Raw genomic sequence first — 26,985 nt, 5'->3', positions numbered from 1 at the left:
GAGGACTCTCCCATGATCGACAGGCACCCGGGGTACGACCGCTATCCGCCCGCGAACCGCGCCGGCCGGCGACCCGGCCCTGCCTCCGACGAGCCCGAGGTGCCGGAATTCCTCACCCGCCGCACGCCAGCTCCGCAGCCGGGAGCGCACGGCGAACCACCGCACGGCACCGGCAAATCCGGGCGCGGCAGCGGCGAATCCGCACGTAGCGGCTCCGAACCCGCGCGCGGCGGTAACGAATCCCGGCGCGGCGGTGGCGAATCCGCGCGCGACCAGGGTGACGAGTCGGCCGGGCGCACCTCGCGCTGGGCACGCCGCCGCCAGAGCAAGGCCGAGTCCGCCCACCGTGGCGAGCCGCCGACGCAGCCGTACGAGACGCACTCCCCCTCGGGTGCCGCGAGCGAATCGGCAACCTGGCAGCAGCCGAACGACTTCGGCTCCACCCGGCGGGTGCGCTACGACCCGGATTCCGGACACACCCCCGACCCCAAGCACGGGCACCACAACGAGCCGCCGAGCCGTCATGAGACGGGCCGACCCGACTCACAACCCTCGCGCGCGCCGGGCCCCCAGCGGTACGACCCGGACGCCACGACCCGATCCGGGCGTTACGAGCCGGACTCCGCGCCGACCGTCCGTCGCGGGGAGTATCCGACCCGGCCCGACCACGATCGGGACAGCTACACCGATCCGCGATACGCGGAAGGGGCTCATCCTCGAGCGCATTCGGCCGAGCCCGGCGCGGACCCCCACGACAGCGCCGGCCTGAACAAACCGCCGCGCAAGCTGACCGTCACCCGGGTCGCCGCGCGCCGCAGTATCGAGTTGACGCAGAGCGGTTTCGCGACCTTCCAGCGCGCGGCCAAGGCCGACGGCGCGGAGGAGTCGGGTCTCACCGCGCTGATCTACGCCACCATGGCCAACTTCGCGACCGACGCGGCGATCGCGGTGGCCCTGGCCAACACGCTGTTCTTCGCCAGCGCCACGGCCGAATCCAAAACCAAAGTGGCGCTCTATCTCCTGATCACCATCGCGCCGTTCGCGGTGATCGCACCGGTGATCGGCCCGATGCTGGACCGGCTGCAACGCGGTCGCCGGGTGGCGCTGGCCGGGTCGTTCGGGCTGCGGGTGTTCATCGCCATGCTGCTGATCTTCAATATCGACAACTGGGCGCTGTACCCGCTGGCCCTGTGCATGATGATCCTCAGCAAGTCGTTCTCGGTGCTGAAATCCGCGGTCACGCCTCGCGTGCTGCCACCGGGAATGGACTTGGTGCGCACCAATTCCCGGCTCACCGTGTTCGGTCTGGTCGGCGGCACCCTGGGCGCGGGCGGCGTGGCCGCCCTGACCGCCAAGCTGACCGGCTCCACCGGCGCGCTGCTGTTCGCCGCCGCGCTCGCGGCCGCGGGCGCGTTGCTGAGCCTGCGCATCCCGTCCTGGGTCGAGGTCACCGAGGGCGAAGTCCCCGCCACCATCGGCTATCACGGCAACGATGCCCGCACCGAGGTCCTCGACCCGAGCAAGGCCGACCAGGTGCAGCCGAGCAAACGCCGTCAGCCCCTGGGCCGTTCGGTGGTGACGGGGCTGTGGGGCAATGGCACGGTGCGCGTGCTGACCGGCTTCCTCACCTTCTACGGGGCGTTCGTGGCCAAGGCCACCGAGCACCGGCCGGTGCAGCAGATCGCCATGCTGGGCGTGATCGGCGCGGCCGCCACCATCGGCAACTTCACCGGCAATGCCACCGGCGCGCGGATGAAACTCGGCCGCCCGCAACTGATCGTGTTGAGCTGCACCATCGCCTGTGTGGCGGCCGCGATCGTGGCGGCGCTGATGGGCAACCTGCTGGGCGCAGCCCTCGCGACCATGGTCGCGGCGTGCGCGAGTGCGCTGGCCAAGGTTTCGCTGGACGCCTCCATCCAGGACGACCTGCCCCCGGAATCCATCGCGTCCGGCTTCGGCCGCTCGGAGACCGTGCTGCAGCTGGCCTGGGTGATCGGCGGTTCGATGGGCGTCCTGATCACACCCACCTGGTGGATCGGTTTCACGGCCGTCTCGTGTGTCATGGCGCTCGGTTTGATCCAAACCGTGGTCAGCTACCGTGGGCATTCGCTACTGCCCGGTTTGGGCGGTAACCGACCGCAGCACGCCAAGCAGGAGATCCCCGCCACGCACGGCGCGGGCGAACCCACCACATGACGGACAGGACATCCCGGTGAGCCAAACCCGAACCCGCACGATCGTCGCCCTGGTAGGAGCGGCACTGCTGGTTTTCGTGGCGGCCGTGGCCGCCGTGGTCACGATCGCCGTACGCCATGCCGACAAGCCCGAGCCCGCCGTCACCGCCTACGCGCACGGCAAGTCGGTCACGGTGCGGCCGTTCATGTATTGCACGGTGCGCTCGGAGAACAACCAGCTGAAGTTCGACAACTGCGACAACAGCCAGGCCATCTCGGATCTGAACGTGCCGCCGGGCTCCCCGCTGCAGCTGTCGCTGCCCAATGAAATCGTCGATGCGCCATGGCGAATGGCGATCGTGTACGCGCTGCCCAACGGCCAGGCCGCGCAGAGCACCATCTGGTACCGCGACCAGGTCGAGAAGTCCTGCCAGGTGCCCAGCCCGCTGGCGGCCGAACCGGCGAATCCCACGGAGTCGCTGAAGGACTGCCGCGCCATCACCATCGAGACCCCCGCCGACCCGCGCCTGCGGCTGGCCGGTATCGAATTGCAGCTCCCGGTGCCCGCCCGCGACGAGAACGGCCAGGAAGGCTACGTGCCGCACGCCATCTGGTCGATCCGTACGGCGGCGTGAATCGCCTCTCCGCGAACGGAAAAAGGCCCCCGGTGAAAGTTGTTCACCGGGGGCCTTTTTCGTAGTCGTCGTCGACGCTAGTGGTCGAGTTCCCGTGCCACGCCGCGCACCACTTCGGCGATGCGCTGGGACATCTTGCGGTCCGGGTACTTTCCGCGCCGCAGATCCGGCTGGACCTTGGTTTCCAGCAGCGTGATCATGTCCTCGATGAGCCCGTGCAGCTCCTCGGGTTCCTTGCGGTTGAGGGGGGCGTCGTTGCGCCCGCCGCGGCGGTCACCGCGCTCACCCCGGCCGCCGCGCTCGCCACGCTCGTCGCGCAGGGAGGGCGGGGTCTCCAGGAGCTTCAGCGAAAGCGCCTGCGGGCCACGGCGACCCGCGGCCATTCCGAATTCCACTCGTTGTCCCGGCTTGAGCGCCTCGACACCATCGGGCAGCGCCGACGATCGAACATAGACGTCCTCACCCTCATCCTGGGAAAGGAAGCCGAAGCCCTTTTCGACGTCGTACCACTTCACCTTGCCGGTCGGCACTGCGCTCACCCGTTCGTCATTCAAGCCCGGGCGCGCCGGGCACAAGTCGTGGCCACGGGTGTGCGCACCCGCAACCTTTCCGTTTGCGAAAAGAACGCGCCCCACACAGCTATGCAGGACGCGATAGTCCTCGAGTCTACCCCGGTGTGGATAGCCCGAGCACATCAGTTTTACGGTCTGGAGGTGTCCGACACCTCTTCCAAGCAGTCGCCGCGCGGTTCGGCGGGCTGGCTGCTCTATATCGCCTTGGGCCTGTTCACGATTGGATTGCTGGCTGTTGTCGCAATCTTCGGCGTCGCCGGGCTGACCGATTCGAAGCCGGGGCTGTGGCTGTACCTGCTCGCCATGTGCGCGCCGCTCGGGTTCCTGCTCGCGATCGTCTTCGCGCTGCTGTCCGGTCGGCGGTCGCGCTAGCGACGACCCCGCCCGGCAGCGACCGGACGACACCGGGATTGCCCAGTTCGTTACCCGAGCATGCCTGTGATCTTCGTCACATAACGAGAAGGTCACAGAGCGGTGACAGACCCCTATCGGCCGAGACTCGCCGTGACCACCTGCACAGAAGCCATCCGGAACCCCTTGCGCCGGTTAGCGACCCGGACAGACACGACGGTTACCAAATGGAGACTTTTCGCGGCGGTCGCCGTAATGTTCTCCACCAGCCGGGTCAGCCCGGCGCCACCGGCCCGCCGCACCGAACTTCGCCCCGCGGGTACGGACCCCCAACTGGAATCAGGGGCGAAGACGAGGACAGCGCACATCCCGTGCGCCGGGCCGGACGACCTCTCAGTTCGACCCCGGTAGTCATCCTCGAAGGCGCGTACGAGAGGAAAGACCCGAAAATGAGTGGACGCCATCGCAAGCCGACCAACACCGGCCGCACCGTCGCCAAGGTTGCCCTGACGGGCATCGCCCTCGGCGGCGCCGGAGTGGCCATGGCAGGTAACGCCAGCGCGGCACCCGACTCCGACTGGGATCGCCTCGCACAGTGCGAAGCCGGCGGCAACTGGGGTATCAACACCGGCAACGGTTTCCAGGGCGGGCTGCAGTTCTCGCCCGGCACCTGGAACGCGGCCGGCGGCGGCGAATACGCCCCCACCGCCAACCAGGCCAGCCGTGAGCAGCAGATCGCGGTCGCCGAGAAGGTGCTCGCCACGCAGGGTTGGGGCGCCTGGCCCTCCTGCTCCTCGAGCCTCGGCCTCACCAGCGGCTCCACCCCGCGCAGCGCCCCCGCGCCCGCCGCCTCCGAGACCCCGCAGTGGGCCCCGCAGCAGCAGGCCGGCCCCGGCGGCGGCGCCAACGGCAACCAGGAAGTCTTCCAGGCCGTGGACCGCGCCATCGCGGTCGCGCAGTCCCAGGGCATCAACATCCCCCAGCCCGCCCTGGACTTCCTCAACGCCACCAAGGCCAACAACAACCTCGATCCGGCCATCGTGAACTTCTTCGAGGCGAACAAGGGCCTGCTCCCCCAGTAGGCAACCCCACGTTCCCTCCCCATGAATGCCCCGCGTCAACGCCGACGTGGGGCATTCGTGATTTCGGGGTAGCTGGTGGAACGCCGTGCCGGGGGCAAACTTCCGGGTGCCGGAGCGGGCGGTCTTGTAGGGGGCATGCCAGAATGAGCGGCGTGGTGAACAAATCGAACAAGCCCTATGTCGACAATGGCTGGCCGGAGATGGCCAATGGCGATCACGCGGTCACCGAGCTCTCGTCGAGCCGCTCCGGCGGTCTGTCCCCGTACGGCGAGGACACCGAGTTTCCGCTTCCGGTCGATCAGCTGCCCTACGTGCACCCGCACACCGTCGTCAACCGCTGATCCGACGCACGACCGACAACCATGCGGTTAACGGCGCTCGTTTCCGGGCGGCCGCCGCGCCATCGACTCCGGGCCATCCGGCCCGCCTGGTCTCCGCGGCGGTCGCACCACTCTGTGCCCCCGTTGTCATGGATCGGGTGAAGTGACCGAAACCAAAGCCGAGTCGACGGCCGCGCGCACCGATCCGACACTGGCCGAATGGCTTTCCAAGCGCACCGACGAGGATCTCGTCACGCTGCTGGAGCTGCGGCCCGATCTGGCCGTCCCACTGCCCGCCTCGATGGCGGTGCTGGCCGCGCGCACCGAACAGCGCGCCTCGGTGCTGCGCGCGGGGGACGAGCTCGACACCCTCGATCTCGCGATCATCGAAACCCTGGTGGTGCAGGGCGCCGCGGACGGCCGCCACGGCGCGCCGCTGCCCGCCAAGACACTGCGGAAACTGCTGTCGAATCGCGTTCCCGCGGCGACCGTCAATGCCGCGCTCCTGAAACTGCGCACCCGCGCCCTGGTCTGGGGCCCGGACACCGGCCTGCGACTGAGCCCCGCCGCGCAGGAGGCGCTGCCCTGGCCGCTGGGCAGCACCACCGAACTGCCGGACGCGCTCACCGAACCCGAAATCGTCGCCGCGCTGGCCGAATCCACGCCGCAGGAACGGGCACTGCTGGAGAAGCTGGCCACCACCGGCCCGCGCGGCCGCACCCGCGATGCCGCGCCCGGCACCGCCGAGGACCGGCCCGTGCAGCGGCTGCTGGCGCGGCGATTACTGAACTGGATCGACGAGGAGACCGTCGAAATACCGGTGGCGGTGGGCCAGTCGCTGCGCAACGAGCCGGTCACCGATCCGCACGCGCTCACCCCGCCGCGCCCGGACACCACCAAGTTCGCCCCCGCCGATGTCAATGCCGCGGCCGCGGGCGAGGTGGGAGAACTGTTGCGGCACAGCGCCTCCGTGCTCGAGGTGCTGGGCCGGGCGCCCGCCCCGGTGCTGCGGTCGGGCGGCCTCGGGGTGCGGGAACTGCGCCGCGTCGCCAAACAGACCGGTATCGACGAGAACCGGCTGGGCCTGCTGGCCGAAATCCTGGTCGCGGCCCGACTGCTCGACAAGGGCACCCCCGAACCCGCCCCCGAGGGCGACGGCACCGACGACTTCTGGACCCCCACCACCACCTCCGACGCCTGGCTGGCCGTGGTGCCGCCGCGCCGCTGGGTGGTGCTCGCGCAGGCGTGGCTGGAGCTGGACCGCTTCCCGTGGATGATCGGCCTGCGCGACGCCAATGACAAACCCCTGGCCGCGCTCTCGGCGGAACTGCGCACCGTGCACGCCGTCCGCGATCGGCGCGCCCTGCTCGAACTGCTCGCCGAATTCCCGCCCGGCACCAGTGTTCCAGTCGCGGCCGACCTGGGCCGGGTGCTGGCCTGGCGGCAGCCGCGGCGACGGCGGCACTACCGGCTCGAAGCGGTGGAAAGCACGCTGGCGGAAGCCGAAACGCTGGGTGTGGTCGCGCGCGGCGCGATCACCTCGGCGGGCCGCGCACTGCTGCACGGCAGTCCGGAGGACGCCGAGTCCGAGATGGCGATCGCGCTGCCGGAACCCGTGGATCACGTCCTGGTGCAGGCGGATCTGACCGTGATCGCGCCCGGCCCGCTCGTCCCCGAGCTGCGGGATCGCATCGAACTGGTCACCGATATCGAATCGGCCGGTGCGGCAACGGTGTACCGGGTCAGCGAGCTGTCGGTGCGCCGCGCCCTGGACGCCGGAGCCACCGCCGCCGAACTGCACAACCTGTTCCTCACCCATTCCCGCACCCCGGTCCCGCAGTCGCTGTCGTATCTCATCGACGATGTGGCCCGCCGCCACGGCCGCCTGCGCGCGGGCATGGCGCAGAGTTTCGTGCGCAGCGAGGATCCGGCGCTGCTGGCCGAGGTGCTGGCCGCACCGGTGGCCGGGGAACTGGCGCTGCGCGCGGTCGCGCCGACCGTCGCCATCTCGCAGGCGTCCCTGGGCGAAGTGCTGGAACGCCTGCGCGCGGCCGGGTTCAGCCCGGCGGGCGAGGATTCCGCCGGAGCCATCGTGGACCTGCGGCCGCGCGGTGCCCGGCTGCCCGCCCGCCCGCAGCAGCGCTCGGCCTGGCGGCCCAACCCGCCGAGCACCGAGCAGCTGCAATCGCTGGTGGCCGAACTGCGCGCGAGCGAGCGGGCCGCCAATGCCCGCCCCGGGCAGGCGGTTCGGTCGGACGGCTCCCGCACCAGCACCGTCGCCACCCTGAATCTGCTGCAACTCGCCGCCCGCACCCGGCGACCGGTCCACATCGGTTATGTGGACGCGTCGGGTGTGGCCACTCAGCGTGTCGTGGAGCCGCTCAAAGTGGGTGGCGGGCAACTCGATGCGTTGGACCCGGTGACGGGTGCGGTCCGGCATTTCACGCTGCACCGGATCGCCTCGGTCGCGCTCGTCGAATAAGAATCGCCAGGAATCGAACCCGTCACGAGGTCCTGGAGGGGTCACAGCTGTGCCCGTTCGAGACCCGGGCTGCCCGATTCACTATCCTCCGGTCATGCCGTCCCGCATTCCGACCGTCGCCCGCCTGCAGCCGTTCGCCTCGACGATCTTCGCCGAGATGACCGAACTGGCCGTCCGCCACGGTGCGGTCAACCTGGGGCAGGGATTCCCCGACAGCGACGGTCCCGCGGGCATGCTCGAGGTGGCGCGGCAGGCGATCGCCGACGGGTTCAATCAGTACCCACCCGGCCGGGGTGTGCCCGCGCTGCGGCAGGCCATCGCCGCGGACCGCGCCAAGCGCTACGGCACCCACTACGACCCGGACAGCCAGGTGCTGGTGACCGTCGGGGCCACCGAGGCCATCGCGGCCACCATCCTGGGACTCGTCGAGCCCGGGGACGACGTGGTGCTCATCGAGCCCTATTACGACTCCTACGCGGCCGCCATCGCGCTGGCGGGGGCGCAACGGCGCACGGCGCGGCTGGTGGCCGACGGTGACGGGTTCGCCCTCGACCTGGACAGCCTGCGTGCCGCGATCACTCCGAAAACCCGTCTGCTGCTGCTGAATTCACCGCACAATCCGACCGGCACCGTGCTCTCGCGCGCCGACCTCACCGCCATCGCCGAGATCGCCATCGAACACGACCTGTACGTCCTGTCCGACGAGGCGTACGAGCATCTCGCCTTCGACGGGCACGAGCACATCAGCCTGTCCACGCTGCCCGGCATGTTCGAGCGCACCGTCGTGATCTCCAGTGCGGCAAAGACGTTCAGCGTCACCGGCTGGAAGATCGGCTGGGCGTGCGCGCCCGCGCCGCTGCTGGATGCGGTGCTGGCGGCCAAGCAGTTCCTCACCTTCGTCGGCGGCGGCCCCTTCCAGCCCGCCATCGCCCACGCGCTGACCAATGAGCAGCAGTGGGTGGCGGCACTGCGGGACACCCTGGCGGAGAAGCGACTTCGGCTCTCGGCCGCGCTGGCCGAGGCCGGGTTCGGCGTGAAGCGCAGTGACGGCACCTATTTCGTGTGCGCCGATATCACCCCGCTGGGCGCGAGCGACGCCTACGACTTCTGCCGTGAACTCCCCGCACGTCTCGGGGTGGCGGCAGTTCCGGTCAGCGTGTTCGCCGATGACAAGGCCGCGTGGAATCACCTGGTGCGCTTCACATTCTGCAAGAAGGAGGAGACCATTGCCGAGGGTGTCCGCCGCCTGCGCGCCGGGCATGCGGCGGAGGCACTCGGCTGAGGGTTGCCTGCCGGATGCTCCGCGCTGCGGAATGATCGGGCAGGCCGTACGGTTGTGAGCCGTTGTCGCACCACGAGAGACGAACGGACGCACCATGCTCGGCTACATCACCGATCCCGCTGGCCCCGCCGGGCTGCGCCTCGACGCGGAACTGCCCGAGCCGCAGCCGCGGCCGGACGAGGTCATCGTCGAGGTCCGCGCCTTCGCCATCAACCACGACGAACTCAATCTGATTCGGCGGCGACCCGACGGCTGGCGGCCGGGACAGGATGTGGCCGGGGTGGTGGTCGCGGCGGCCGCCGACGGGTCCGGGCCCGCGGTCGGTGCGCGCGTGGTTTGCTACCTGGACTGGGAGGGTTGGGCCGAGCGCATCCCGGTGCCGGTGAAACGCCTTGCGGTACTGCCGGATTCGGTGAGCTTCGAGCAGGCCGCCGCGCTGCCGATCGCGGGCATCACCGCGCTACGGGCCGTCCGGGTCGGCGGGGCGCTGCTCGGCCGCCAGGTCCTGATCACCGGGGCCACCGGTGGTGTCGGCCAATTCGCGGTCCAGTTGGCCGTGGCGGCCGGCGCCACCGTGACCGCCCTGGTCAGCCGCCCGGACCGCATCCCTGACGCGCTCGCGCTGGGCGCCCACCACGCGGTCACCTCCCTGGAGGACCCCGAACTCGGCCCCTTCCACCTGGTCCTGGACGGTATCGGCGGCGACCTGACCGCCCAGGCCGTACGCCGCCTCGCCCCCGGCGGCCATCTCGCCTGGTACGGAAACCTCGGCGGCGCAGCCGAACTCCGCCTCGCCGACTTCTATGCCCAGGGCTGGAACGCCCACATCGTCGGCTTCATCAGCCCGGTTCCCGAGGACACCCTCGGCGAGGACCTGGCCATCCTCGCCAACCTGGTCGCCGGCGGCCGGCTCACCCCCGATATCGGCCTCACCCTGAATTGGACCGAAACCCCGAAGGCCTTCGAAGCCATCGAATCCCGCACCCTGCACGGCAAGGCAGTGCTCACCCTGGTCGATTGACGCCTCACCTCACCCCGCGGCCCTCGCCGGGCGGTCCAGTCGGCGGAAAGTGGCCCGCGACAAAATCCGAAGGCGCGGCCGAAAATTGGACGCGTGATTGAAACGACTGCGGTACTGGGCGTGGCGGCGGCGGAATTGGGGCTGGTGCTGACGCCGGGGCCGAACATGATGTACCTGGTGTCGCGGACCATCTCCCAGGGGCGGCGGGCCGGGCTGGTGTCGCTGGCGGGCGTGGCGGTGGGATTCGGGACGTACATGGTGGCGGCCGCCGTCGGGATCACCGCGGTCTTCGCGATGGTGCCCGCGCTGTATCTGGCGATGAAGGTGGCGGGGGCGGGCTATCTGCTCTATCTGGCGTGGAAGATCTTGCGGCCGGGCGGCGTTTCGCCGTTCGCCCCGATCGAACTGGCCCCGGATTCGACGCGGCGGCTGTTCACCATGGGGCTGGTCACCAACCTGCTGAATCCGAAGATCGCCGTGCTGTACATGGCACTGATTCCGCAGTTCGTGGTGCCCGCGCACGGCCGGGTCTGGTTGCAGAGCCTGATCCTGGGTGGCGTGCAGACCAGCATCGCCGTCGTCATGAACGGGCTCATCGTGCTCAGTGCGGGAGCGATCGCGACATTCCTGGCGCGACGGCCGCTCTGGCTGCGCGCCCAGCGGTTGGTCACCGGGACCGTGCTCGGCGCGATGGCCGCCCTGGTGCTGTCGGACCGCACCCGCCCGCTCCCGGCCTGACGGTCACGCTACTGACCCCACGGGTCAGGAGCGCAGCGAGCCCGGGTAGAGGAATTCGTCGGCGGGCCGGTCGGTCCGGTCCAGCCAGGCGGCGAAGAAACCCGTCAGATCGTGCGGGGTGCGGGTCTGCATGAACTGGCGGAACTCCGGCATCGAGGCGTTCCCGTACTTGTGCCCCATCACGAAATCGCGCACCGCCGGGAAGTAGGCGTCGTCCCCCATGGTGCGGCGCAAGGCGTGCAGGAACAGCGGCCCGCGGTAGTACACCGAGGTGAATTCGCTGCCCTTGCCCGGGTTCTGCAGCGCGATCTCCCAGAACTTCGGATCGTCATGGTATTTCGCGACGGTGTCGCGGTACATGGCGTCGACGTCCTTGCCGTCCTTGCGTTCCGGCCACAGGTAGTCGGCGGTGTAGCTGGCGAAGCACTCGTTCAGGCAGACGTCCGACCACTGCTTCACCGACATGGAATCACCCCACCACTGGTGGGTGATCTCGTGCACCACGGTGTCCAGGTCGGTCCAGGGCGCGTAGATGGGCCGCGACTGGGTCTCCAGCGAGAAGTTCAGGTCGGTGTCGACGAAGATGCCGCCCGCGACATCGAAGGGATAGGGGCCGTAGAGCTCCTCCTGGAAGTCCAGGATCTCCGGCAGCCGCGACTCGATGTCCTTGGCCTTCAACGCGTCCGGCGCGAACGCGCTCAGCAGCTGAGTTCCATTGGCGCGCCGCTGTTCCAGGAATTCGAACTTGTCGATGGCGATGGTGGTCAGATAGCCGATCACCGGCTGCCGCATCTCCCAGGACACGGTGCGGTTGGCGCCCGCCACGGTGTCGGACACCTTGTCACCGCCCGACATCACCTCCCACTCCTGCGGCACGGTGGCGTGCAGCGTGAAAGTCGCCTTGTCCGTGGGGGTGTCGTTGAGCGGATACCAGCTGCTGGCCGAATGCGGTTCGCCCGCAACGAAGGCCCCGCCGCTGGGCGAGAACACCCAGCCCTCGCCGTCGGTGCCGGTCACCGGGCCCGCGTAGTCGACCTGCACGGTGAACGGCAGCCCGGGCAGCAGCGGCAGCATCGGGGTCACGACCAGTTCGTGCTCGCCGGTGCGATCGAACCAGGCGGGCAGGTTGTTGACCGTCACCTTGGAGATCTGCGGGCCGCTGTAATCCAGGTTGAAGGTCCGCAACGCCTGCGTGGCGACCGCGTCGATGCGGGTCGACCCGGTCATCTGGTGCGACGGGGGATCGTAGGAGATGGTGACGTCGTAATGGCTCGCGTTGTAGCCGCCATTGCCGTCCATCGGATAGTACGGATCCCCGGCGCCCGCGGCGCCCGCGAAAGGATCACCCGAATCCGCCTGCGCCGGAGCCGCATTCGCGCCCGCCAGCAGTACCGCCCCCACCACCATGTACCGCCAGTTCGACCTCATGCGTTCCCAGCACCCCTTATCGTCGGCATCACTATCCGTCTCGCCGATGCTAATCGGCGCACATCTCAGCTGGTGCTGCCCGACACGGCCACGCTCGCACCCAGTCCGATGATCATCACACCACCCGCGCCGCCGACCGCCTCCAGCCGCTTGGGCGAGCGCGCGAACCAGTTGCGCGCGGTCCCGGCCAGCAGGGCGTAGACGGAGTCGGAGATGAGCGCGACCACCAGGAAGACCGCCCCGAGCACCAGCATCTGCAGCGGGACCGCACCCGACTTGGGCGCCACGAACTGCGGCAGCACGGCGGAGAAGAAGATGATCGCCTTCGGATTGGTGAGCCCGACCAGCACGGCCTGCCGCATGGCCCGGCGGTTGCTCATCGGCTCGGCCTTGGCCTCGAACGCCTCGCGCAGCGAACCCCGCTCGCGGAAGGCGTGAATGCCCAGGTAGATCAGGTACAGCGCGCCGGCGAGTTTCACTACCGTGAGCGCGATGGCGGAGGCGGCGAGGATGGTGCCGAGCCCGGCGGCCACCAGCCCGAGGATCACGAGAACGCCGATCGAATGGCCGATCACCGACAGCAGCGCCGCGCGCCGCCCGTAGGTGAGGGCCCGCCCGATGACGAAAAGCACACCGGGACCGGGGATTATGACAATGACTATGGAGGCGACGAGGAACGCCAGCAAGTTCGCGGCGGGAATCATCGGATCATTCTATTTCGCGCGGGAATCCCTGTCGCCTGGAATTCTTGTCGCGCGAAACCGTCAGCCGCGCAGCTCTTCCGGCAGCTGCTGCGGGTCCAGCAGCAGCCGCTTGGCGTCGGCCCCGCGCACCTTGTCGGCCAGATCCAGATTGTCGGTCAACAGTTTCCACTCGACCTCGGTGATCGCCCCGCGCGCCTTCTCGATGACGTTGAGGTCCCGCGTCCCCCAGGCGATGGGCATGGCGCTCACCGTCTGCCACAGGTCACCGACCGGTCCGGGCGCGCGATCCACCCGCACGGTCACCGCCGGCACCCGCTCCCCCGCCCGCGCCCGATGCCCCGGTAGCGAACGGACGGTACGGGTCACCAGCGCATAGCGCGGCCCTTGCGCGCTGGGCTTGGCCAGGTCGACCAGGGCCAGCAGGGTGGCCCCGTTGCCGTGCGTCTCCGACACCACCGCCGGCACCAGGTCCCCCGCCGCGTACAGCTTGTCGACCCGCCCGCGATGCGGCATCCAGTACCCGATGAACAGGGCCGTGACCGCGGCCAGCAGGAATGCCACCGCCAGCAGCCACGACCACGGATGGTTCACCCAGACCAGGAACGCGACACCCAGCCCGAGGCCGATGGCCGCGGTGTACGCCCAGATCCGGAGTCGGCGCAGGTATGCGACGACCTCGTTGACCGCTCGGGCATGCTCACGGTCGACCGTGAATTCGAAGCGCCGCACGTGCGTCCCTCCCGCCTTATGGAGGCTCTTCCTCCACTTATCCTATCGTCGGCCCCAGCAGGTCGTCTGCATCGGTGATGCGATAGGCATACCCCTGCTCCGCAAGGAAACGCTGCCGATGCGCAGCATATTCGGCGTCCAGCGTGTCACGCGCGACGACGGAATAGAAGTGAGCTTGCCCGCCATCGTGTTTGGGCCGCAGCAGCCGACCCAAGCGCTGCGCCTCCTCCTGCCGCGAGCCGAAGGTGCCCGAAACCTGCACGGCCACAGATGCTTCCGGCAGATCGATGGAGAAGTTGGCCACCTTCGACACCACCAGCACCGGAATCTCCCCGCGCCGGAAGGCATCGAAGAGCTCCTCGCGTTCCTTGGTGCGGGTGGAGCCCTGAATGACCGGGGCATTGAGATGCTCGCCCAGTTCGTCCAGCTGATCCAGGTAGGCCCCGATCACCAGGGTCGGCGCATTCTTGTGCCGCGCCAGAATCGACTCCACCACCGGCAGTTTGGTGCGCGCGGTGGAGCACAGCTTGTAGCGCTCCTCCGGCTCGGCGGTGGCGTAGGCCATGCGCTCGGCATCGGTCAGGGTGACCCGCACCTCGACACAGTCGGCCGGGGCGATCCAGCCCTGCGCCTCGATGTCCTTCCACGGCGCGTCGTAGCGCTTGGGGCCGATCAGCGAGAACACATCACCCTCGCGGCCGTCCTCACGCACCAGGGTGGCGGTCAGGCCCAGTCGGCGGCGCGACTGCAGGTCCGCGGTCATCCGGAAGACCGGGGCGGGCAGCAGATGCACCTCGTCGTAGACGACCAGACCCCAGTCGCGGCTGTCGAACAGCTCCAGATGCCGGTACTCGCCCTTGGTCTTGCGCGTGACCACCTGATAGGTCGCGATGGTGACCGGCCGAATCTCCTTGCGCTCGCCGGAGTATTCGCCGATCTCGTCCTCGGTCAGCGAGGTGCGGGCCAGCAGTTCACGCCGCCACTGCCGCCCGGCCACGGTATTGGTGACCAGGATCAGCGTGGTCGCCTTGGCCTTGGCCATGGCCGCCGCGCCCACCATGGTCTTGCCCGCGCCACACGGCAGCACCACCACGCCGGACCCGCCCGCCCAGAAGGAGTCGACGGCCATTTCCTGATAGTCGCGCAGATGCCACTCGCTGGACTCGAAGTCCAGGTCGATCTGATGCGCCTCGCCGTCGACATAACCCGCGAGATCCTCGGCTGGCCAGCCCACCTTCAACAGCATCTGCTTGATCCGCCCGCGCTCCGACGGGTGCACGATGATCGTGTCGTCGTCGATGCGCGCGCCCAGCATGGGCTGAATCTTCTTGTGCCGCATGATCTCTTCCAGCACCGCGCGATCCAGGCTGACCAGCACCAGCCCGTGCGCCGGATGCTTCATCAGCTGCAGCCGTCCGTAGCGGGCCATGGTCTCGACGATGTCGACCAGCAGCGGCTGCGGGACCGCGTACCGGCTGAAGTTGACCAGGGCGTCGACCACCTGCTCGGCGTCGTGCCCGGCCGCGCGCGCGTTCCACAGCGCCAGCGGGGTCACCCGATAGGTGTGCACATGCTCGGGCGCACGTTCCAGCTCCGCGAACGGCGCGATGGCTTGCCGAGCGGCATTGGCCGACTCGTGATCGACCTCCAGCAGCAGGGTCTTGTCACTCTGCACGATGAGTGGACCGTCGGTCACGAGCACCTCCTGGCTTGTTCGGCTCGAATGAGCCTGGTCCATTCTCCAGGAACCCACCGACAAGGCCACGTGACCTGCGTCCCCGTTCTCGAAAAGAAGAAAATACAGTGCTGACAGCGGAGGTCCGGGCCGGTCACGGAGGCATTGGATTCGCCGAAAACGGTCAAGACCCGAGTTTCTGTGGCTACGATCACCCAAAACTTGGACGCTTGACCATTTGGACGATTGATCTAATCGAACTGAACAGGGGTGCCGATGCGCAGGAACACAGCCCGGAATCGATGGAAGCTCGCCGCTGTAGTCGCCGCGGTACTCGTGGCCGCGATCGCGACACCCGGTGTCGCGTCGGCCGACCCGAGCATCGAGCGGATCCACACCGACGGGACCGGCTTCGTCGACGACAGCGGCCGAGCCGTGGTGCTGCACGGCGTCAACAATGTCGACAAGGAGCCGCCCTACATCGAGCCCGGCGACGGCTTCACCCTCACCGCGGACGACGCGGCACTGCTGGCGCGGCACGGATTCAACACGGTCCGCCTCGGCGTCTCGTTCGACGGACTGATGCCGACCCAGGGCGTCATCGACACCGCCTACCTCGACCGCATCGCCGGGGTCGTGGATACCTTGGCGCAGTACGGGATTCACACCCTGCTCGACAATCACCAGGACGGCCTGTCGAAAGTGTGGGGCGGCAACGGTTTTCCGGAATGGTCCATCCACGCGCGCCCCGGAGCCGGTGAACCCAATGTCGGGTTCCCGCTGTTCTATCTGATGCCGAGCATGAACCAGGGCTGGGACGAGGTCTGGAACAACACCTACGGAGTCCTCGACTACCTGGGTGAAGCGCTGGGTGCGCTCGCGGCGCGGGTGAGCGGCCACCCGGGCGCACTGGGCATCGAGTTGCTCAACGAGCCGTGGCCGGGTTCGGCGTTCCTGAGCTGCTACCCCAACGGCTGCCCCGGCTTCGACGTGAAATATCAAGCGGCCATGCAGAAGCTGACCGATGCGGTGCGCGGCCGCAACGGCGATCTGATGGTGCTGTGGGAACCCAATGTCACCTGGAACGAGACCATGCCCACCAACTTGGGCAAGAATCCGCCGATCAGCGCGCCCGACATCGCGTTCGCACCGCACGACTACTGCATCCCCAGCCAGTTGACCATCTATTCGGGTCTGCCCGCCTTCCTGCGCGCCCTGTGCCCGCCACAGCAGGGCAAAACCTGGAGCAATATCGACGCCTTCACCGCACGCACCCACCTGCCCACGCTGGTCACCGAATTCGGCGACGGGGACGCGAGCGTGCTGCGCAATACCCTCGTCAATGCCGACAACCGGTTCGTGAGCTGGCAGTACTGGCACTACGCCTCGAGTTTCGGCCCGAGCGGCCCGAAGCCCGACCCGTTCCTCGGTGATGTCGGCAGGCAGTTGGTGCGCACCTATCCGCGGGCCACCGCGGGCACGCCCGGCCGGATGATCTTCGACCCGGACACCGGCGACTTCGCCTACCGCTACACGCCGCGTGCCGGGGTCACCGAGATCTACGTGTCGGATCTGCACTACCCGGACGGGTACACGGTGCGGGTCGACGGCGGCCGGGTCACCTCGGCGCCGAACGCCCGCGTGGTCACGGTGGCGGCGGACGCGTCCACGCTGGTGACCGTCTACATCAATCGGCCGGGCTCCAAGGGCGCGACCGTGCCCAGCGGCCCGATCGGTACGGGCTCCGCGGACAGCGGCTCGGCGAGTGGTTCGGGCACCGGCTCGGCGGACAGCGGTTCGGGGTCCGGTTCGGCCGGGTGATCCGCGAAACCCGTTGACGTGCTTTGTGTAACGAGCCATCGGCGCGAAGCGACACACAGCGAGTGCACAGTTTTGGACGTGCGCCCAAATTATTCCCGATCGAGAGGTACGACAGTGAACACACTCGGCCTGACATTCCTCAGTGTCCTGCCCGTCATCCTCATCAACATGTCGATGCTCGCGATGCACATGGTGCACTGAGGTTTCCGCGGGCTTCGAACCCTATGCGGTACGGCTATAACCCGCACGTCGGATGCGGCTGCGGGTACCGCACAGGTATTCTCACCGCGTTCACAGCCGTGAACTGTTCGGTGAGAAAGGTTTTCGCTAGTGAAGTTCGCAGGAACGAGGACTCTCGTGCGCCTCGTACTCGCCCTCGTGGCGGTGGCCGTGGCCGTACTGGCCGTTTCCGGATGTTCGGCGCTCAAGGATGCCGGTAAATCCGACACCGCCAAGTCCAAGGTGGGTGACTGCATCAACGTCATCGAGGGCTCGGCGTCGGACTCCAAGACCACGCCGATCGACTGCTCGGACGAGAAGGCCGTGTACAAGGTGGCCGCGGTGTACGACACCACGACCACGTGCAAGGAGGGGCAGACTTCCTACGAGGAGAAGTCCGGCAGCACGACGATCGCGTCGCTGTGCCTGACCCCGAACTTCAAGGAAGGCTCCTGCTACAACGAGAACCAGAACACCTACAAGTTCGCCGCGTGCACCGCGCCCGAGGCGTCCTTCAAGGTGATCAAGCGGATCGACGGCCAGGCCGACGAATTCGCCTGCGACACCAGCACCACCATCGCCTTCCGCACCATCCCGGACCCGAAGACCACCTTCTGCCTGGGCAGCCCCAAGTGATGACACCGCTCGGTGCGGCACCCGGATGCCCTCAGTGCGGTACGCGGATACCTTTGAGCTTGGCCGGGTTGACCACGTCGTAGACGCCCCAGACCTGCCCGTCGCGGACGGTGAAGCCGTACACCCGCGGCGGGCTGCCGGGCTGCCCGTCGTGGGAAGCGAATTCGTGGGCCAGGATGCCCCATTGGCCGTTGACGAGGACCGGTTCGAGTGCGCGGGCCGGTCCGACGTAGGCGGGGTCGAAGAGGCCGAACCGCCGCCGCAGGCCCATCCAGAAGCGCGCGTTCTTGTCCACGCCCGCAATCACATTGATCGCGGTGGACACCAATCCGCCGCCGTCCCCGACGGTGCGGATATCCGGATGTAGCGCGGCCACAATGGCATCCACGTTTCCGGCGGCCAGCGCGGCCAGCAGGCGTTGCACGGCGGCGCTGTGCTCGTCGTCGGTGACGGGAGCGGGGGCGGCCGCCACGGCCTTGCGGGCCCGGGTCGCCAGCTGCCGGGCCGCGTCGGCGGAAATGCCGAGGATGTCGGCGATTTCGCCGAACGGCACCGAGAAGCCGTCGTGCAGTACGAAAGCCACGCGCTGCGGCGGAGTCAGGGTGTCCAGCACCACCATTGCGGCGAAACGGAATTCCTGTTTGCGCACCACCGTCGCGAGTGGATCCGGGGTGCTGGAGGGGGTGAGCGCGGTGACGATGGGCTCCGGGAGCCATTGCCCCACATACTTTTCCCGCCGCACCGCCGCGCTGCGCAGCCGATCCAGACAGATGTGGCTGACCACCGTGGTGAGCCAGGCCCGCAGGTCCTCGATCTCGGATTGGCGAGCCACCGACAGGCGTAGCCAACTCTCCTGCACCGCATCCTCGGCGTCGCTGACGCTGCCGGTGAGCCGGTAGGCCACCGAGAGCAGATGCGGCCGATGCGTTTCGAACAAGTCGGCAAGAAGAGCGGCAACCATCGTCCTCGATCCTACGACCGGCGGGTGACACCCTCGCCACCGGGCAGGAAACACCGTGCGCCCCCGCCCGTTTCCGTGACAGCATGACCGCATGGACGCGGAATTCCTCTCCGACGGCGAGGTCTGGCTGTCGCCGCCCGCCGTCTCCGATATCGACGCCATCACCGCCCTGTGCCAGGAGCCGTCCATCGGCGCCTGGACCACCATGCCGGTCCCGTATCACCGGGCCGACGCGGAGAAGTTCATCTACGACATCGTCGGTCCGGGCTGGGCCACCCGCAGCCCCACCTGGGCGTTGCGCCCCGGCGACCGCGGCCCGGTCATCGGCATGATCGGCCTGTCCCCGCTCTATCCCCGCCGCGACGAGAATCTGGCCGAGATCGGCTTCTGGCTCTCCCCCACCGCCCGCGGCCGCGGCCTGATGACCCGCGCCGCCGGGCTGGTCACCGCCGCCGGACTCGATCCAGCCGCGCTGGCCTTCGACCGGGTGGAGTGGCGGGCCTTCACCGGCAATCACGCCTCGGCCGCCGTGGCGCGCCGCAATGGCTTCCACTACGAGGGCCTGATCCGCGGCGGCGGCATGCAGCGCGGCACCCGCCGCGATATCTGGGTCGCCGGCCGCCTGCGCGCCGACCCCGCGACACCCAGCCCGCACTGGCCTCCGGGCGTCTGAGCCACACCGCCCGGACAACGAAAAAGTTCGGCCCACACCCGCCGGACTGGGTGTGGGCCGAACTCAGTGTGCACGCCGGACTCGTTCAGCGCGAGGCGAACTCGCAACGAGCGGGTGCGGGTCCAGGGCCTACCTGCAGGCCGTAGTGGCTAGCCGCGCGCGGTGCGACGTGCGGCGACAGCGTCGGCGAGCCGCTCGAGCTGGGTGGCGGTGGTGTCCCAGTCGATGCAGGCATCGGTGATGGACTGGCCGTAGGTGAGGTCCTCCGAGTGGCCGAGGGTGAGGTCCTGGCGGCCCGCCACGATGAAGGACTCCATCATCAGGCCGACCACCGTGTTCTCGCCCGCAGCGATGCGGTCGGCGATATCGGTGACGACATCCACCTGCTTGTTGTGGTCCTTGTTGGAGTTGCCGTGCGAGGCGTCGACGACCAGGCGCTGCGCCAGCGACGACTTCTCCAGGCGGAGCAGTGCTTCCGCGCAGGAGGCGGCGTCGTAGTTGGTGCCGTTGGAGCCGCCGCGCAGAATGACGTGGCAGTCCGGGTTGCCGGCGGTACGGATGAGCGCGGAACGCCCGTCCAGGTCGGTGCCGGGGAACACGTGCGAGGCGGCCGCGGCGCGCACGCCGTCGACGGCGACCTGCACGTCACCGTCGGTGCCGTTCTTGATGCCGACCGGCATGGACAGCGCCGAGGACAGCTGGCGGTGCACCTGGCTGGCCGCGGTGCGCGCCCCGATCGCGCCGTAGGCGACCAGGTCCGCGATGTACTGCGGGGTGATCGGATCCAGGAACTCGCACGCCACCGGCAGACCCAGCGCGGTGATGTCGACCAGCAGGCGACGGCCCAGGTCCAGGCCGGTGTTGATGTCGAAGCTGCCGTCCAGGTGCGGGTCGTTGATCAGACCCTTCCAGCCCAGCGTGGTGCGCGGCTTCTCGAAGTAGACGCGCATGACGATGTGCAGCCGGTCGTCGAGTTCGGCGGCCTTGGCGGCCAGACGGCGGGCGTAGTCGATGGCGGCCTCGGGATCGTGCACGGAGCACGGGCCGACGATCACCATGAGGCGGTCGTCGTCACCGTTGAGCACGTCCACGGTGGCCTTGCGGCCGGCGCGCACGATGTCGGCGAGGGTGTCGTCGATGGGATGGGCGGCACGAATCTCACGCGGCGAGCTCAGCGGGCTGACGCTGAGCGTGCGCTGATCGTCGAGATCGGCGTGTTTGTCGAGATCGATGCTGGTCATCGGGGGTTCCTGTTCTCAGGCCGACCCGCGGAATCTCGCTTCGAATTCCCTTGGAGCCGGTCTGTTTTCGTCCGGCTCGGGGTGGAGGATGTCAGCGCAGGTCAGCGCCGCGCGACCCACCCGGGGCCGGCTGGCTAAACCAGAAATACACACGCTGCATGGCTCGGACAGTACCAGAGATCCCGATTCGCGCCTGTGGCGTGCGCCACGATCACTGGGAATTTCGTCCCGAATGCTGAGACGCCCCAGCTCAGCACCCTGGGAAATGAGTAGCTCAGCGCAGGATGTAGTGCAGGATCACGTCGTGCACATGGCGCGTCTTCTCGTCGCCGCGGAACTCCACCTCGTAGGTGTGGTGGCCGGTGCTGATCGCAATGTGCCCGGAGGAGAAGAACTGTCCCGCGAACGACTTGTTGGTCAGGATGCTGACGCTCGAGATCCGCGCGTACGGGATGCTCGTGATCGCGATCTTCTTCCCGACGAACGAGTTGTCCTGGATGATGACCCGCCGGTCGGTGAGCCCGAGGAACCCGGTGCCGACCCCGATGGCGTCGTAGACCGCCAGGATCTGCTCGCCGGGCAGCAGCCCCTCGTTGATCTTGTCGTATTGGTCGCGCCGGTCGATCGGAATGCTCATGTCTCCCGGCTCCCGGTTATTTGCGCACGAAGGGGTAGCTGATCTTGGTCAACTGCTCGGAGAGCTCCCACAGCCGCCGCGCGGTCACCTCGTCCTTGGAGGCGGCGGTGGAGGTGCTCGGCCCGGGGTAGCCGCGCATGCCGCGCAGACCCGTCGGCCCGTAGAACCCGCCCGGCTCGACCTCGGCGGTCGCCGCGAACAGGCTTGGCAGCGCGCCCATTTCGGCACTCTGCGCGAAGATCCGGTTGCCGATGGACATCAGCGTGTCGTACAGCGACTCGGTGTGGCCCTGCAGTTCGGTGGCGGCGTACCCGGGATGCGCGGCCACCGACACCTTCGCCGATCCGGCGGCGCTCGAGCGGCGCTGCAGTTCCCGCGCGAACATGAGATTGGCAAGCTTGGACTGCCCGTAGGCGGCCCAACGCTGATACGAGCGCCGCTCCCAGTTCGGATCCTCGAGATCGATCCGGCCGATGGCGTGCATGCCGCTCGACAGCGTGACCACCCGGTCGCGAATCTTGTCCAACAGCAGCCCGGTCAGCGCGAAATGGCCGAGATGGTTTGTGCCGAACTGGGTTTCGAAGCCGTCGGCGGTGCGCTTGAGCGGCACCGCCATCACGCCCGCATTGTTGATCAGCACATCGGCGCCGTCGATGCCGTCGGCGAATTCGCGCACCGAGGCGAGGTCGGCCAGATCCAGCCGCCGCACCTGGGCGTTCGGCCCGATCTCGTCGGCCACCGACCGCGCCTTGACCTCATTGCGGCACGCCATGATCACCTTGGCCCCGGCGCCCGCGAGTGCTCGCGCGGTGACCGCGCCCAGCCCGCTGTTGGCTCCGGTCACGATGATCGTCCGGCCCGCTTGATCGGGGATGTCGGAGATGTCCCAGCCGCTCACGGGGTCGAGTCTAGGGGCGCGGGGGCGCGCCCGTCCGGTGTCGGCGGGAACCGGCCCCGATCCGAACGTTTGCCAATGCTCGATCGGGGTGGTCGGGCGCGGCGTGTCCGCTTCGCCTTCAACCCCTTTGACCTGCACAACCGGTAGCGTCCGCGCCTATGGACACGCTGATACTCGCGGGTTTGCTAGGTGTTCTCTTCCTGATCTGGAAAGACGGATCCCGGCGGCGCGTGCTGGCGGCCTGGTGGATCGTGGTCCTGCTGTGCGCGGGACTGCTGAAGTACCACATCACCAGCAGCCTCGGACTGGGCTACACATGGTGACCGCCACCGAGTCCGAGACCACCGGAACCGGCAGCGGCGGTGGAGTCCTCGGCCAGGTCCAGTACTGGCTCGCCGTCATCTTCATCGTCGGCTGGACCGGTGTCGTCTGCGGCGGCCTCGGCGTGCAGTTCGGCACCTGGGACTACCCGTGCCCGCTGTGCATGCTGCAGCGCTATTTCATGATGCTGGCCGCGCTCGGTGGCGCGTACATCGTGCGCAAGGCCATGACGGGGACCATCGTGCGACGCGACTACATGATGGGCTGGGGGCTGGCCATCGTGGCCTGCTTCGGCGGCGGTTTCACCGCCTGGCGGCAGACCATGCTGCACATCCTGCCCGGCGACAAGGGCTACGGCGGCGCGGTGCTGGGCCTGCACCTGTACGTGTGGGCGTGGGTGCTGTTCGTCGCGGCGATCACGACAATCGGTGTGGTGCTGGCGTTCTCGCACGAGACGGCGTCGGAGACCATTCCGACGACCGGGCCGCATCGCGCCATCGGACTGCTGGCGATCGGCTTCCTCGGACTGGTGATCGTCATCAATCTGGTGGCGACGTTCTTCCTGGAGGGCTTCCACTGGGTGCTGCCCGACGACCCGGCCTGCTACAAGCTGCTGCACGATCTGGGCATTCTGGACGGTGGTTGCGTCCTTCCCGCCGACCACTGAACCTCGGCCTCACCGATCCCCGCGCCCGGCGAAAAGGGCGCGGGGATCATGCTTTTCAGGACAGGGCCAGGATCTCGTCGTCGGACATGGCCGCCACCTCGAGGTAGAGGCGGGCCACCTCGTCGAGGCGCTTTGGCGTGCCCGCGCGGCGCTCCCGTTCCAGTAGCCGCGCGGTCAGTCCCTCGACCGTGCGGGCTGCGAAGAAGTCCGCGACCACGGTGTCCGGGGAGTCCAGCCAGTCCCGCACCCGGGCGACGACGGCGGTCGCGAGCACGGAATCGCCGCCCAGGGCGAAGAAGTCGTCGCTGACACCGACCCGATCCCGGCCGAGCACGGTGGCCACGATGTCGGCCACGGCGCGCTCGACATCGGTTCGGGGCGCGCGGAATTCGCCATCGTTCTCCTCCGCGGCCAGCAGCCCGGCGATGGCCTTGCGATCCGGTTTGCCGTTGCCGGTGAACGGCAGGTCGGCCAGCAGCTCGATGCGGCTCGGAATCATGTAGGCGGGCAAGAGGTTCGCCGCGGCTTCGGCGAGCGCTCCGGCCGCGAGCGTGACGCCCTCCTCGGCGACCACGACGGCCGCGAGTTTGGGTGCCGTCGCACCGATCACCGAGGCGATGGCGTGCCGCACGCCCGGCAGGCCGCGCAGCACGCTCTCCACCTCCCCGAGCTCCACCCGGTAGCCGCGGATCTTGACCTGATGGTCGGCGCGGCCCAGGAATTCCAGGCAGCCGTCCGGCAGGTACCGCGCGAGATCGCCGGTGCGGTACCAGCGCAGGCCCTCGTGGGAGACGAACCGGTCCGCGCTGCGCTCGGCGTCGCCACGGTACCCGGCGGCCACGCCCGGCCCACCGATCCACAGTTCGCCGGTCACCCAGTCCGGGCAGTCCTGCCCCGACGGACCGACCACCCGGCAGCGCACATTCCGCAGCGGGGTGCCGTAGGGCACCGCCGACCATTCTTGCGGCACTTCGGCATTCACCACCTCGCAGATGGTGGAGTGGATGGCGGTCTCGGTGGCGCCGCCCAGGCCGGCGAACCGGCATTCGGGCGCCACCGCCGCGAGCCGCCCCGGCAGCGCCACATCGACCCAGTCGCCGCCGAGAATCACCATCCGCAGGCTGTCCAGCGTCGTCCCGGCCGCGGCCTCCAGCGCCATATCCAGCAGGCTGGGCACACAGTTCAGCACCGAAACCCCGTGCCGCCGCATCATTTCCACCCAGCGGCCCGGTTCGCCGCGCTGTCCCTCATCCAGCGCGACGACCGCGCCACCGGCGCTCAACAGGCCGAAGATGTCGTAGACGGACAGATCGAACTCCAACGCCGACAAGGCAAGCGCACGATCCTCCGCTCCGATCTCGAACCGCTCGTTGAGGTCGTCGATGGTGTTCATGGCCGCCCGATGCGGCACCTCCACACCCTTGGGCTTCCCGGTGGAGCCCGAGGTGAACAGCACGTAGGCGATGGCCTCCGGATCGGGAATCACGGCCCGGGCCAACGGTTCCGGGTGCATTCGGGCCGCGCCCAGCACCACGGTCCGCACCTCGGGCACTTCCGCCCCGGCCGTGAGGGCCGCGACGACATCGCCGGTGCGCAGGATCTCGGCCCGCCGGGCGGCAGGCTGATCGAACCCGATCGGCACATACACCGCACCGGCCGCCAGCACGCCCGCGGTAGCCAGGATCTGATCCGGCCCCTTCGGCAACTGCACGGCGACCGAATCCCCCGGCCGCACCCCCGCGGCCTGCAGCGCACCGGCCACGGCCAGCGCCTCGGCGGCCAACTCCCGGTAGCTGAGCGTCCTGGTTTCCGAGCCGGACTCCCAGATCACGGCGAGCGCTTCGGGATTCGTGGCAGCGTTGTCGAACAGTCCGGTATGCAGGGCACGCCCCGTCACCTCGCCGTCCGTGGCGTTCACGCGAGCGCGAACCACCGCTTGTTCCAAGGGAATCCGCACTGCCGCTTCCGCTTCCCACCCGGCCCGGCTGTCGGACTCGACGCTGCCCGCCAGCCGCAGCACGGCGTCGATGTAGCGGGTGAACATGGTTTCGACCAGGTCGGCGGGGAAGGCGTCGGCGCGCACGTCCCAGTTCAGCAGCAGGCCGCCGCGGACCTCGGTGACCTGGGCGTCCAGGAGAACCTGCGGGCCTTGGGAAATGATCCAGACCGGATCACCGAAGGTCTCCGTGACCTGGTCGGCGAAGAGTTCGCCCAGGTTGATGGCGCTCGTGTAGACGATGGGGGCCAGCACCGGCTCGGCGCGCAGACGGCCGAGATCCCGCAGCACCTCGAGGCCGGAGTAACCGGAATGCGCACCGGCAGCATGCAATTCACGCTGCAACGCACGGGCCCGGTCGGTGACGGTAGCGGGCTCGGTGACGTCCACCTCCAGCAACACCGAGGAGGTGAAGTCGCCGACCACGCCATCCACCTGCGGATGCACCGGTTCCCGGTGGAACAGTGGCAGATTCAGCAGGAACCGGCGCTGCGCCGACCACCCACCGATGGACTCGGCGAACACCGACGCCAGCGCCATGGCCGGGGTGATACCGCGCTCATGCGCGGCAGCGAACATGCGGGCCTTGTCCTCCGGCGACAGCCACCGATGCAGCCGCACGGTCCGGGCGGCCCGATCAGCATGCTGGGCAGCGGTTTCGGAGGCACGCGGCAACTCAGGGGCACCGGGGAGCTCGGGCAGACGGGCCTGCCACCAGTCGCGGTCTGCGTCATGTTCCGGTGCGGGACCGGCGTGTTCGGCCAAGTACCGGCGGAAGGTGTAGGTCTGAGCCGGCAGTTGGTCGCCGTGGTAGAGCCGAGCCAGGTCGGCCACCAGGATGCGGTAGCTCATGGCGTCGGCGGCGAGCATGTCGACGTCCAGGTGCAGGCGGGTACGACCGTCCGGCAGCAGGCTGAGCGCGATGTCGATGACCTGCCCGTCCTCGACCGCCATGAGCTGGTGAGTGCGCTTGTCCCGCAGCTCCTCCAGCGTCCGCTCCACCGACTCCGCGTCGGCCGCCCGCAGGTCGGTGACGCTCCACACCTGACGGCCCGGCCGCTCCAGCGTCTGCTGGGTGCCGTCGGGCAGGAACCGAGTCCGCAGCATCGGATGCCGTCGCACCAGCGCCTCGACGGCCACGCCCAGCCGCTCGGAATCCACGTCGGCCCCGTCGAATTCGACATACAGGTGGGCCGCGACGGCCCCGAGTTGCTGACTGTCGGAGCGGCCGATCCAGTACGCGTGCTGCATGGGTGCGAGCGCGAAAGGCTCACCGTCGTCGGCGATTTCAGTCTCGCCGCTCCTCGTCGCCTCAATAGCGTCGCGGTAGGCCATGTCCGCGCGATGCCCGGTCGCCTCCGCGGCGGAAGCCTGCTCGTCGGTGCCGCCGAGGAGGCGGTGCCAGGCGGCGAGGGTGGGTTCGGCGGCGAGTTGGGCGAAGTTCACGGCGAGGCCACGTTTGCGCCAGGCGCCGGCGAGTTTCATGGTGCGGATGGAGTCCAGGCCGAGCTGGATGAGGTCGTCCTGATCGCCGATGGCGGCCGGGTCGAGCGTGAGGTGTGCCGCGATGGCGGCGCGGATCTCGTCCCGGGCGATGCTCGCCGCTGACCCCTGGGGTGACTCCATTTCCGCTGGTACTCCTTGTTCGAGGGGAGGGCATTCGGATGTGCTTCGACAGCAGCGTAACCCATTGATATAGGGTTGCCTAACCTTTGCAAGGCC

24 protein-coding genes are annotated in these 26,985 nt (G+C 68.7%); 14 read left to right on the top strand and 10 right to left on the bottom strand.

Features of this window, described 5'->3' with window-relative positions:
• Window positions 1–12 precede the first annotated feature (12 nt).
• Together ACYVN4_RS18535 and ACYVN4_RS18530 are read left to right on the top strand one after the other, a co-directional pair.
• Window positions 13–2,196: an MFS transporter gene (locus ACYVN4_RS18535; RefSeq protein ID WP_460722588.1), complete on the top strand. Its 2,184-nt coding sequence runs from the start codon at window positions 13–15 to the stop codon at window positions 2,194–2,196.
• 16 nt (window positions 2,197–2,212) lie between these two features.
• Window positions 2,213–2,809, top strand: coding sequence for a DUF2771 domain-containing protein (locus tag ACYVN4_RS18530; protein WP_460722586.1), 597 nt, complete (start codon window positions 2,213–2,215; stop codon window positions 2,807–2,809).
• Between the two features lie 77 nt (window positions 2,810–2,886).
• Here ACYVN4_RS18530 and ACYVN4_RS18525 read toward each other — a convergent pair whose 3' ends face one another.
• On the bottom strand, window positions 2,887–3,339 hold the full coding sequence (locus ACYVN4_RS18525) for a cold-shock protein (protein WP_460722761.1): 453 nt from the start codon (window positions 3,337–3,339) through the stop codon (window positions 2,887–2,889).
• 183 nt (window positions 3,340–3,522) lie between these two features.
• Here ACYVN4_RS18525 and ACYVN4_RS18520 point away from each other — a divergent pair, with 183 nt between their 5' ends.
• The 7 genes from ACYVN4_RS18520 to ACYVN4_RS18490 all read left to right on the top strand — a co-directional run bounded on the left by ACYVN4_RS18520 (window position 3,523) and on the right by ACYVN4_RS18490 (window position 10,657).
• The gene (locus ACYVN4_RS18520; RefSeq protein WP_460722584.1) at window positions 3,523–3,753 is read left to right on the top strand and encodes a hypothetical protein; all 231 of its coding nucleotides are present in this window, start codon (window positions 3,523–3,525) and stop codon (window positions 3,751–3,753) included.
• Window positions 3,754–4,181: 428 nt separating this feature from the next.
• Window positions 4,182–4,814: a transglycosylase family protein gene (locus tag ACYVN4_RS18515; RefSeq protein WP_460722582.1), complete on the top strand. Its 633-nt coding sequence runs from the start codon at window positions 4,182–4,184 to the stop codon at window positions 4,812–4,814.
• Window positions 4,815–4,957: 143 nt separating this feature from the next.
• On the top strand, window positions 4,958–5,155 hold the full coding sequence (locus tag ACYVN4_RS18510; protein WP_460722580.1) for a hypothetical protein: 198 nt from the start codon (window positions 4,958–4,960) through the stop codon (window positions 5,153–5,155).
• Between the two features lie 142 nt (window positions 5,156–5,297).
• Entirely contained in the window at window positions 5,298–7,616 is a 2,319-nt protein-coding gene (locus tag ACYVN4_RS18505) for a helicase-associated domain-containing protein (RefSeq protein WP_460722578.1), read from the top strand.
• A gap of 94 nt (window positions 7,617–7,710) precedes the next feature.
• Window positions 7,711–8,898, top strand: a complete 1,188-nt coding sequence (locus tag ACYVN4_RS18500) for a pyridoxal phosphate-dependent aminotransferase (protein WP_460722577.1) — start codon at window positions 7,711–7,713, stop codon at window positions 8,896–8,898.
• 94 nt (window positions 8,899–8,992) lie between these two features.
• Window positions 8,993–9,919, top strand: a complete 927-nt coding sequence (locus tag ACYVN4_RS18495; protein ID WP_460722575.1) for a zinc-binding dehydrogenase — start codon at window positions 8,993–8,995, stop codon at window positions 9,917–9,919.
• 93 nt (window positions 9,920–10,012) lie between these two features.
• Entirely contained in the window at window positions 10,013–10,657 is a 645-nt protein-coding gene (locus ACYVN4_RS18490) for a LysE family translocator (protein WP_460722573.1), read from the top strand.
• Between the two features lie 24 nt (window positions 10,658–10,681).
• Here ACYVN4_RS18490 and ACYVN4_RS18485 read toward each other — a convergent pair whose 3' ends face one another.
• The 4 genes from ACYVN4_RS18485 to ACYVN4_RS18470 all read right to left on the bottom strand — a co-directional run bounded on the left by ACYVN4_RS18485 (window position 10,682) and on the right by ACYVN4_RS18470 (window position 15,214).
• Window positions 10,682–12,085 carry a M1 family metallopeptidase gene (locus tag ACYVN4_RS18485; RefSeq protein WP_460722571.1) on the bottom strand — a complete coding sequence of 468 codons (1,404 nt, stop codon included), beginning with the start codon at window positions 12,083–12,085 and terminating at the stop codon, window positions 10,682–10,684.
• Between the two features lie 65 nt (window positions 12,086–12,150).
• Entirely contained in the window at window positions 12,151–12,789 is a 639-nt protein-coding gene (locus ACYVN4_RS18480) for a LysE family translocator (RefSeq protein ID WP_460722569.1), read from the bottom strand.
• A 60-nt stretch (window positions 12,790–12,849) separates the two neighbouring features.
• Window positions 12,850–13,518 carry a DUF3239 domain-containing protein gene (locus ACYVN4_RS18475; protein WP_460722567.1) on the bottom strand — a complete coding sequence of 223 codons (669 nt, stop codon included), beginning with the start codon at window positions 13,516–13,518 and terminating at the stop codon, window positions 12,850–12,852.
• Between the two features lie 37 nt (window positions 13,519–13,555).
• Window positions 13,556–15,214 (bottom strand): DNA repair helicase XPB, encoded by a 1,659-nt coding sequence (locus ACYVN4_RS18470; RefSeq protein ID WP_460722565.1) that lies wholly within the window; start codon window positions 15,212–15,214, stop codon window positions 13,556–13,558.
• A gap of 255 nt (window positions 15,215–15,469) precedes the next feature.
• On the opposite strand from ACYVN4_RS18470, the gene ACYVN4_RS18465 reads away from it, so the two are divergent.
• Window positions 15,470–17,014: an endoglycoceramidase I gene (locus ACYVN4_RS18465; protein ID WP_460722563.1), complete on the top strand. Its 1,545-nt coding sequence runs from the start codon at window positions 15,470–15,472 to the stop codon at window positions 17,012–17,014.
• A 357-nt stretch (window positions 17,015–17,371) separates the two neighbouring features.
• A complete protein-coding gene (locus ACYVN4_RS18460) occupies window positions 17,372–17,869 on the top strand; it encodes an LppU/SCO3897 family protein (protein ID WP_460722561.1) in 498 nt (165 codons plus the stop codon).
• Between the two features lie 31 nt (window positions 17,870–17,900).
• On the opposite strand, the gene sigJ is transcribed toward ACYVN4_RS18460, so the two are convergent.
• A complete protein-coding gene (sigJ, locus tag ACYVN4_RS18455; RefSeq protein ID WP_460722559.1) occupies window positions 17,901–18,830 on the bottom strand; it encodes an RNA polymerase sigma factor SigJ in 930 nt (309 codons plus the stop codon).
• 91 nt (window positions 18,831–18,921) lie between these two features.
• On the opposite strand from sigJ, the gene ACYVN4_RS18450 reads away from it, so the two are divergent.
• Window positions 18,922–19,503: a GNAT family N-acetyltransferase gene (locus ACYVN4_RS18450; protein ID WP_460722557.1), complete on the top strand. Its 582-nt coding sequence runs from the start codon at window positions 18,922–18,924 to the stop codon at window positions 19,501–19,503.
• A 149-nt stretch (window positions 19,504–19,652) separates the two neighbouring features.
• Here ACYVN4_RS18450 and ACYVN4_RS18445 read toward each other — a convergent pair whose 3' ends face one another.
• The 3 genes from ACYVN4_RS18445 to ACYVN4_RS18435 form a co-directional block, all read right to left on the bottom strand.
• A complete protein-coding gene (locus tag ACYVN4_RS18445) occupies window positions 19,653–20,744 on the bottom strand; it encodes a 3-deoxy-7-phosphoheptulonate synthase (protein ID WP_460722555.1) in 1,092 nt (363 codons plus the stop codon).
• Window positions 20,745–21,018: 274 nt separating this feature from the next.
• Window positions 21,019–21,381 (bottom strand): PH domain-containing protein, encoded by a 363-nt coding sequence (locus tag ACYVN4_RS18440; RefSeq protein ID WP_460722553.1) that lies wholly within the window; start codon window positions 21,379–21,381, stop codon window positions 21,019–21,021.
• A 16-nt stretch (window positions 21,382–21,397) separates the two neighbouring features.
• A complete protein-coding gene (locus tag ACYVN4_RS18435; protein ID WP_460722551.1) occupies window positions 21,398–22,279 on the bottom strand; it encodes an oxidoreductase in 882 nt (293 codons plus the stop codon).
• Window positions 22,280–22,437: 158 nt separating this feature from the next.
• Between ACYVN4_RS18435 and ACYVN4_RS18430 the strand changes: the two genes are divergently transcribed.
• Together ACYVN4_RS18430 and ACYVN4_RS18425 are read left to right on the top strand one after the other, a co-directional pair.
• Entirely contained in the window at window positions 22,438–22,602 is a 165-nt protein-coding gene (locus tag ACYVN4_RS18430; protein WP_460722549.1) for a DUF5993 family protein, read from the top strand.
• Window positions 22,599–23,267, top strand: a complete 669-nt coding sequence (locus ACYVN4_RS18425) for a disulfide bond formation protein B (protein WP_460722547.1) — start codon at window positions 22,599–22,601, stop codon at window positions 23,265–23,267. The genes ACYVN4_RS18430 and ACYVN4_RS18425 overlap by 4 nt, the downstream gene beginning before the upstream one ends.
• 55 nt (window positions 23,268–23,322) lie before the next feature.
• On the opposite strand, the gene ACYVN4_RS18420 is transcribed toward ACYVN4_RS18425, so the two are convergent.
• Window positions 23,323–26,889 carry a non-ribosomal peptide synthetase gene (locus ACYVN4_RS18420; protein WP_460722545.1) on the bottom strand — a complete coding sequence of 1,189 codons (3,567 nt, stop codon included), beginning with the start codon at window positions 26,887–26,889 and terminating at the stop codon, window positions 23,323–23,325.
• Window positions 26,890–26,985: the final 96 nt, after the last annotated feature.

The sequence above is a fragment of the Nocardia heshunensis genome (genome assembly GCF_054782115.1).
The sequence above is the reverse complement of the archived record's forward strand: the minus strand, read 5'-3'. Positions and strand labels throughout refer to the sequence as shown.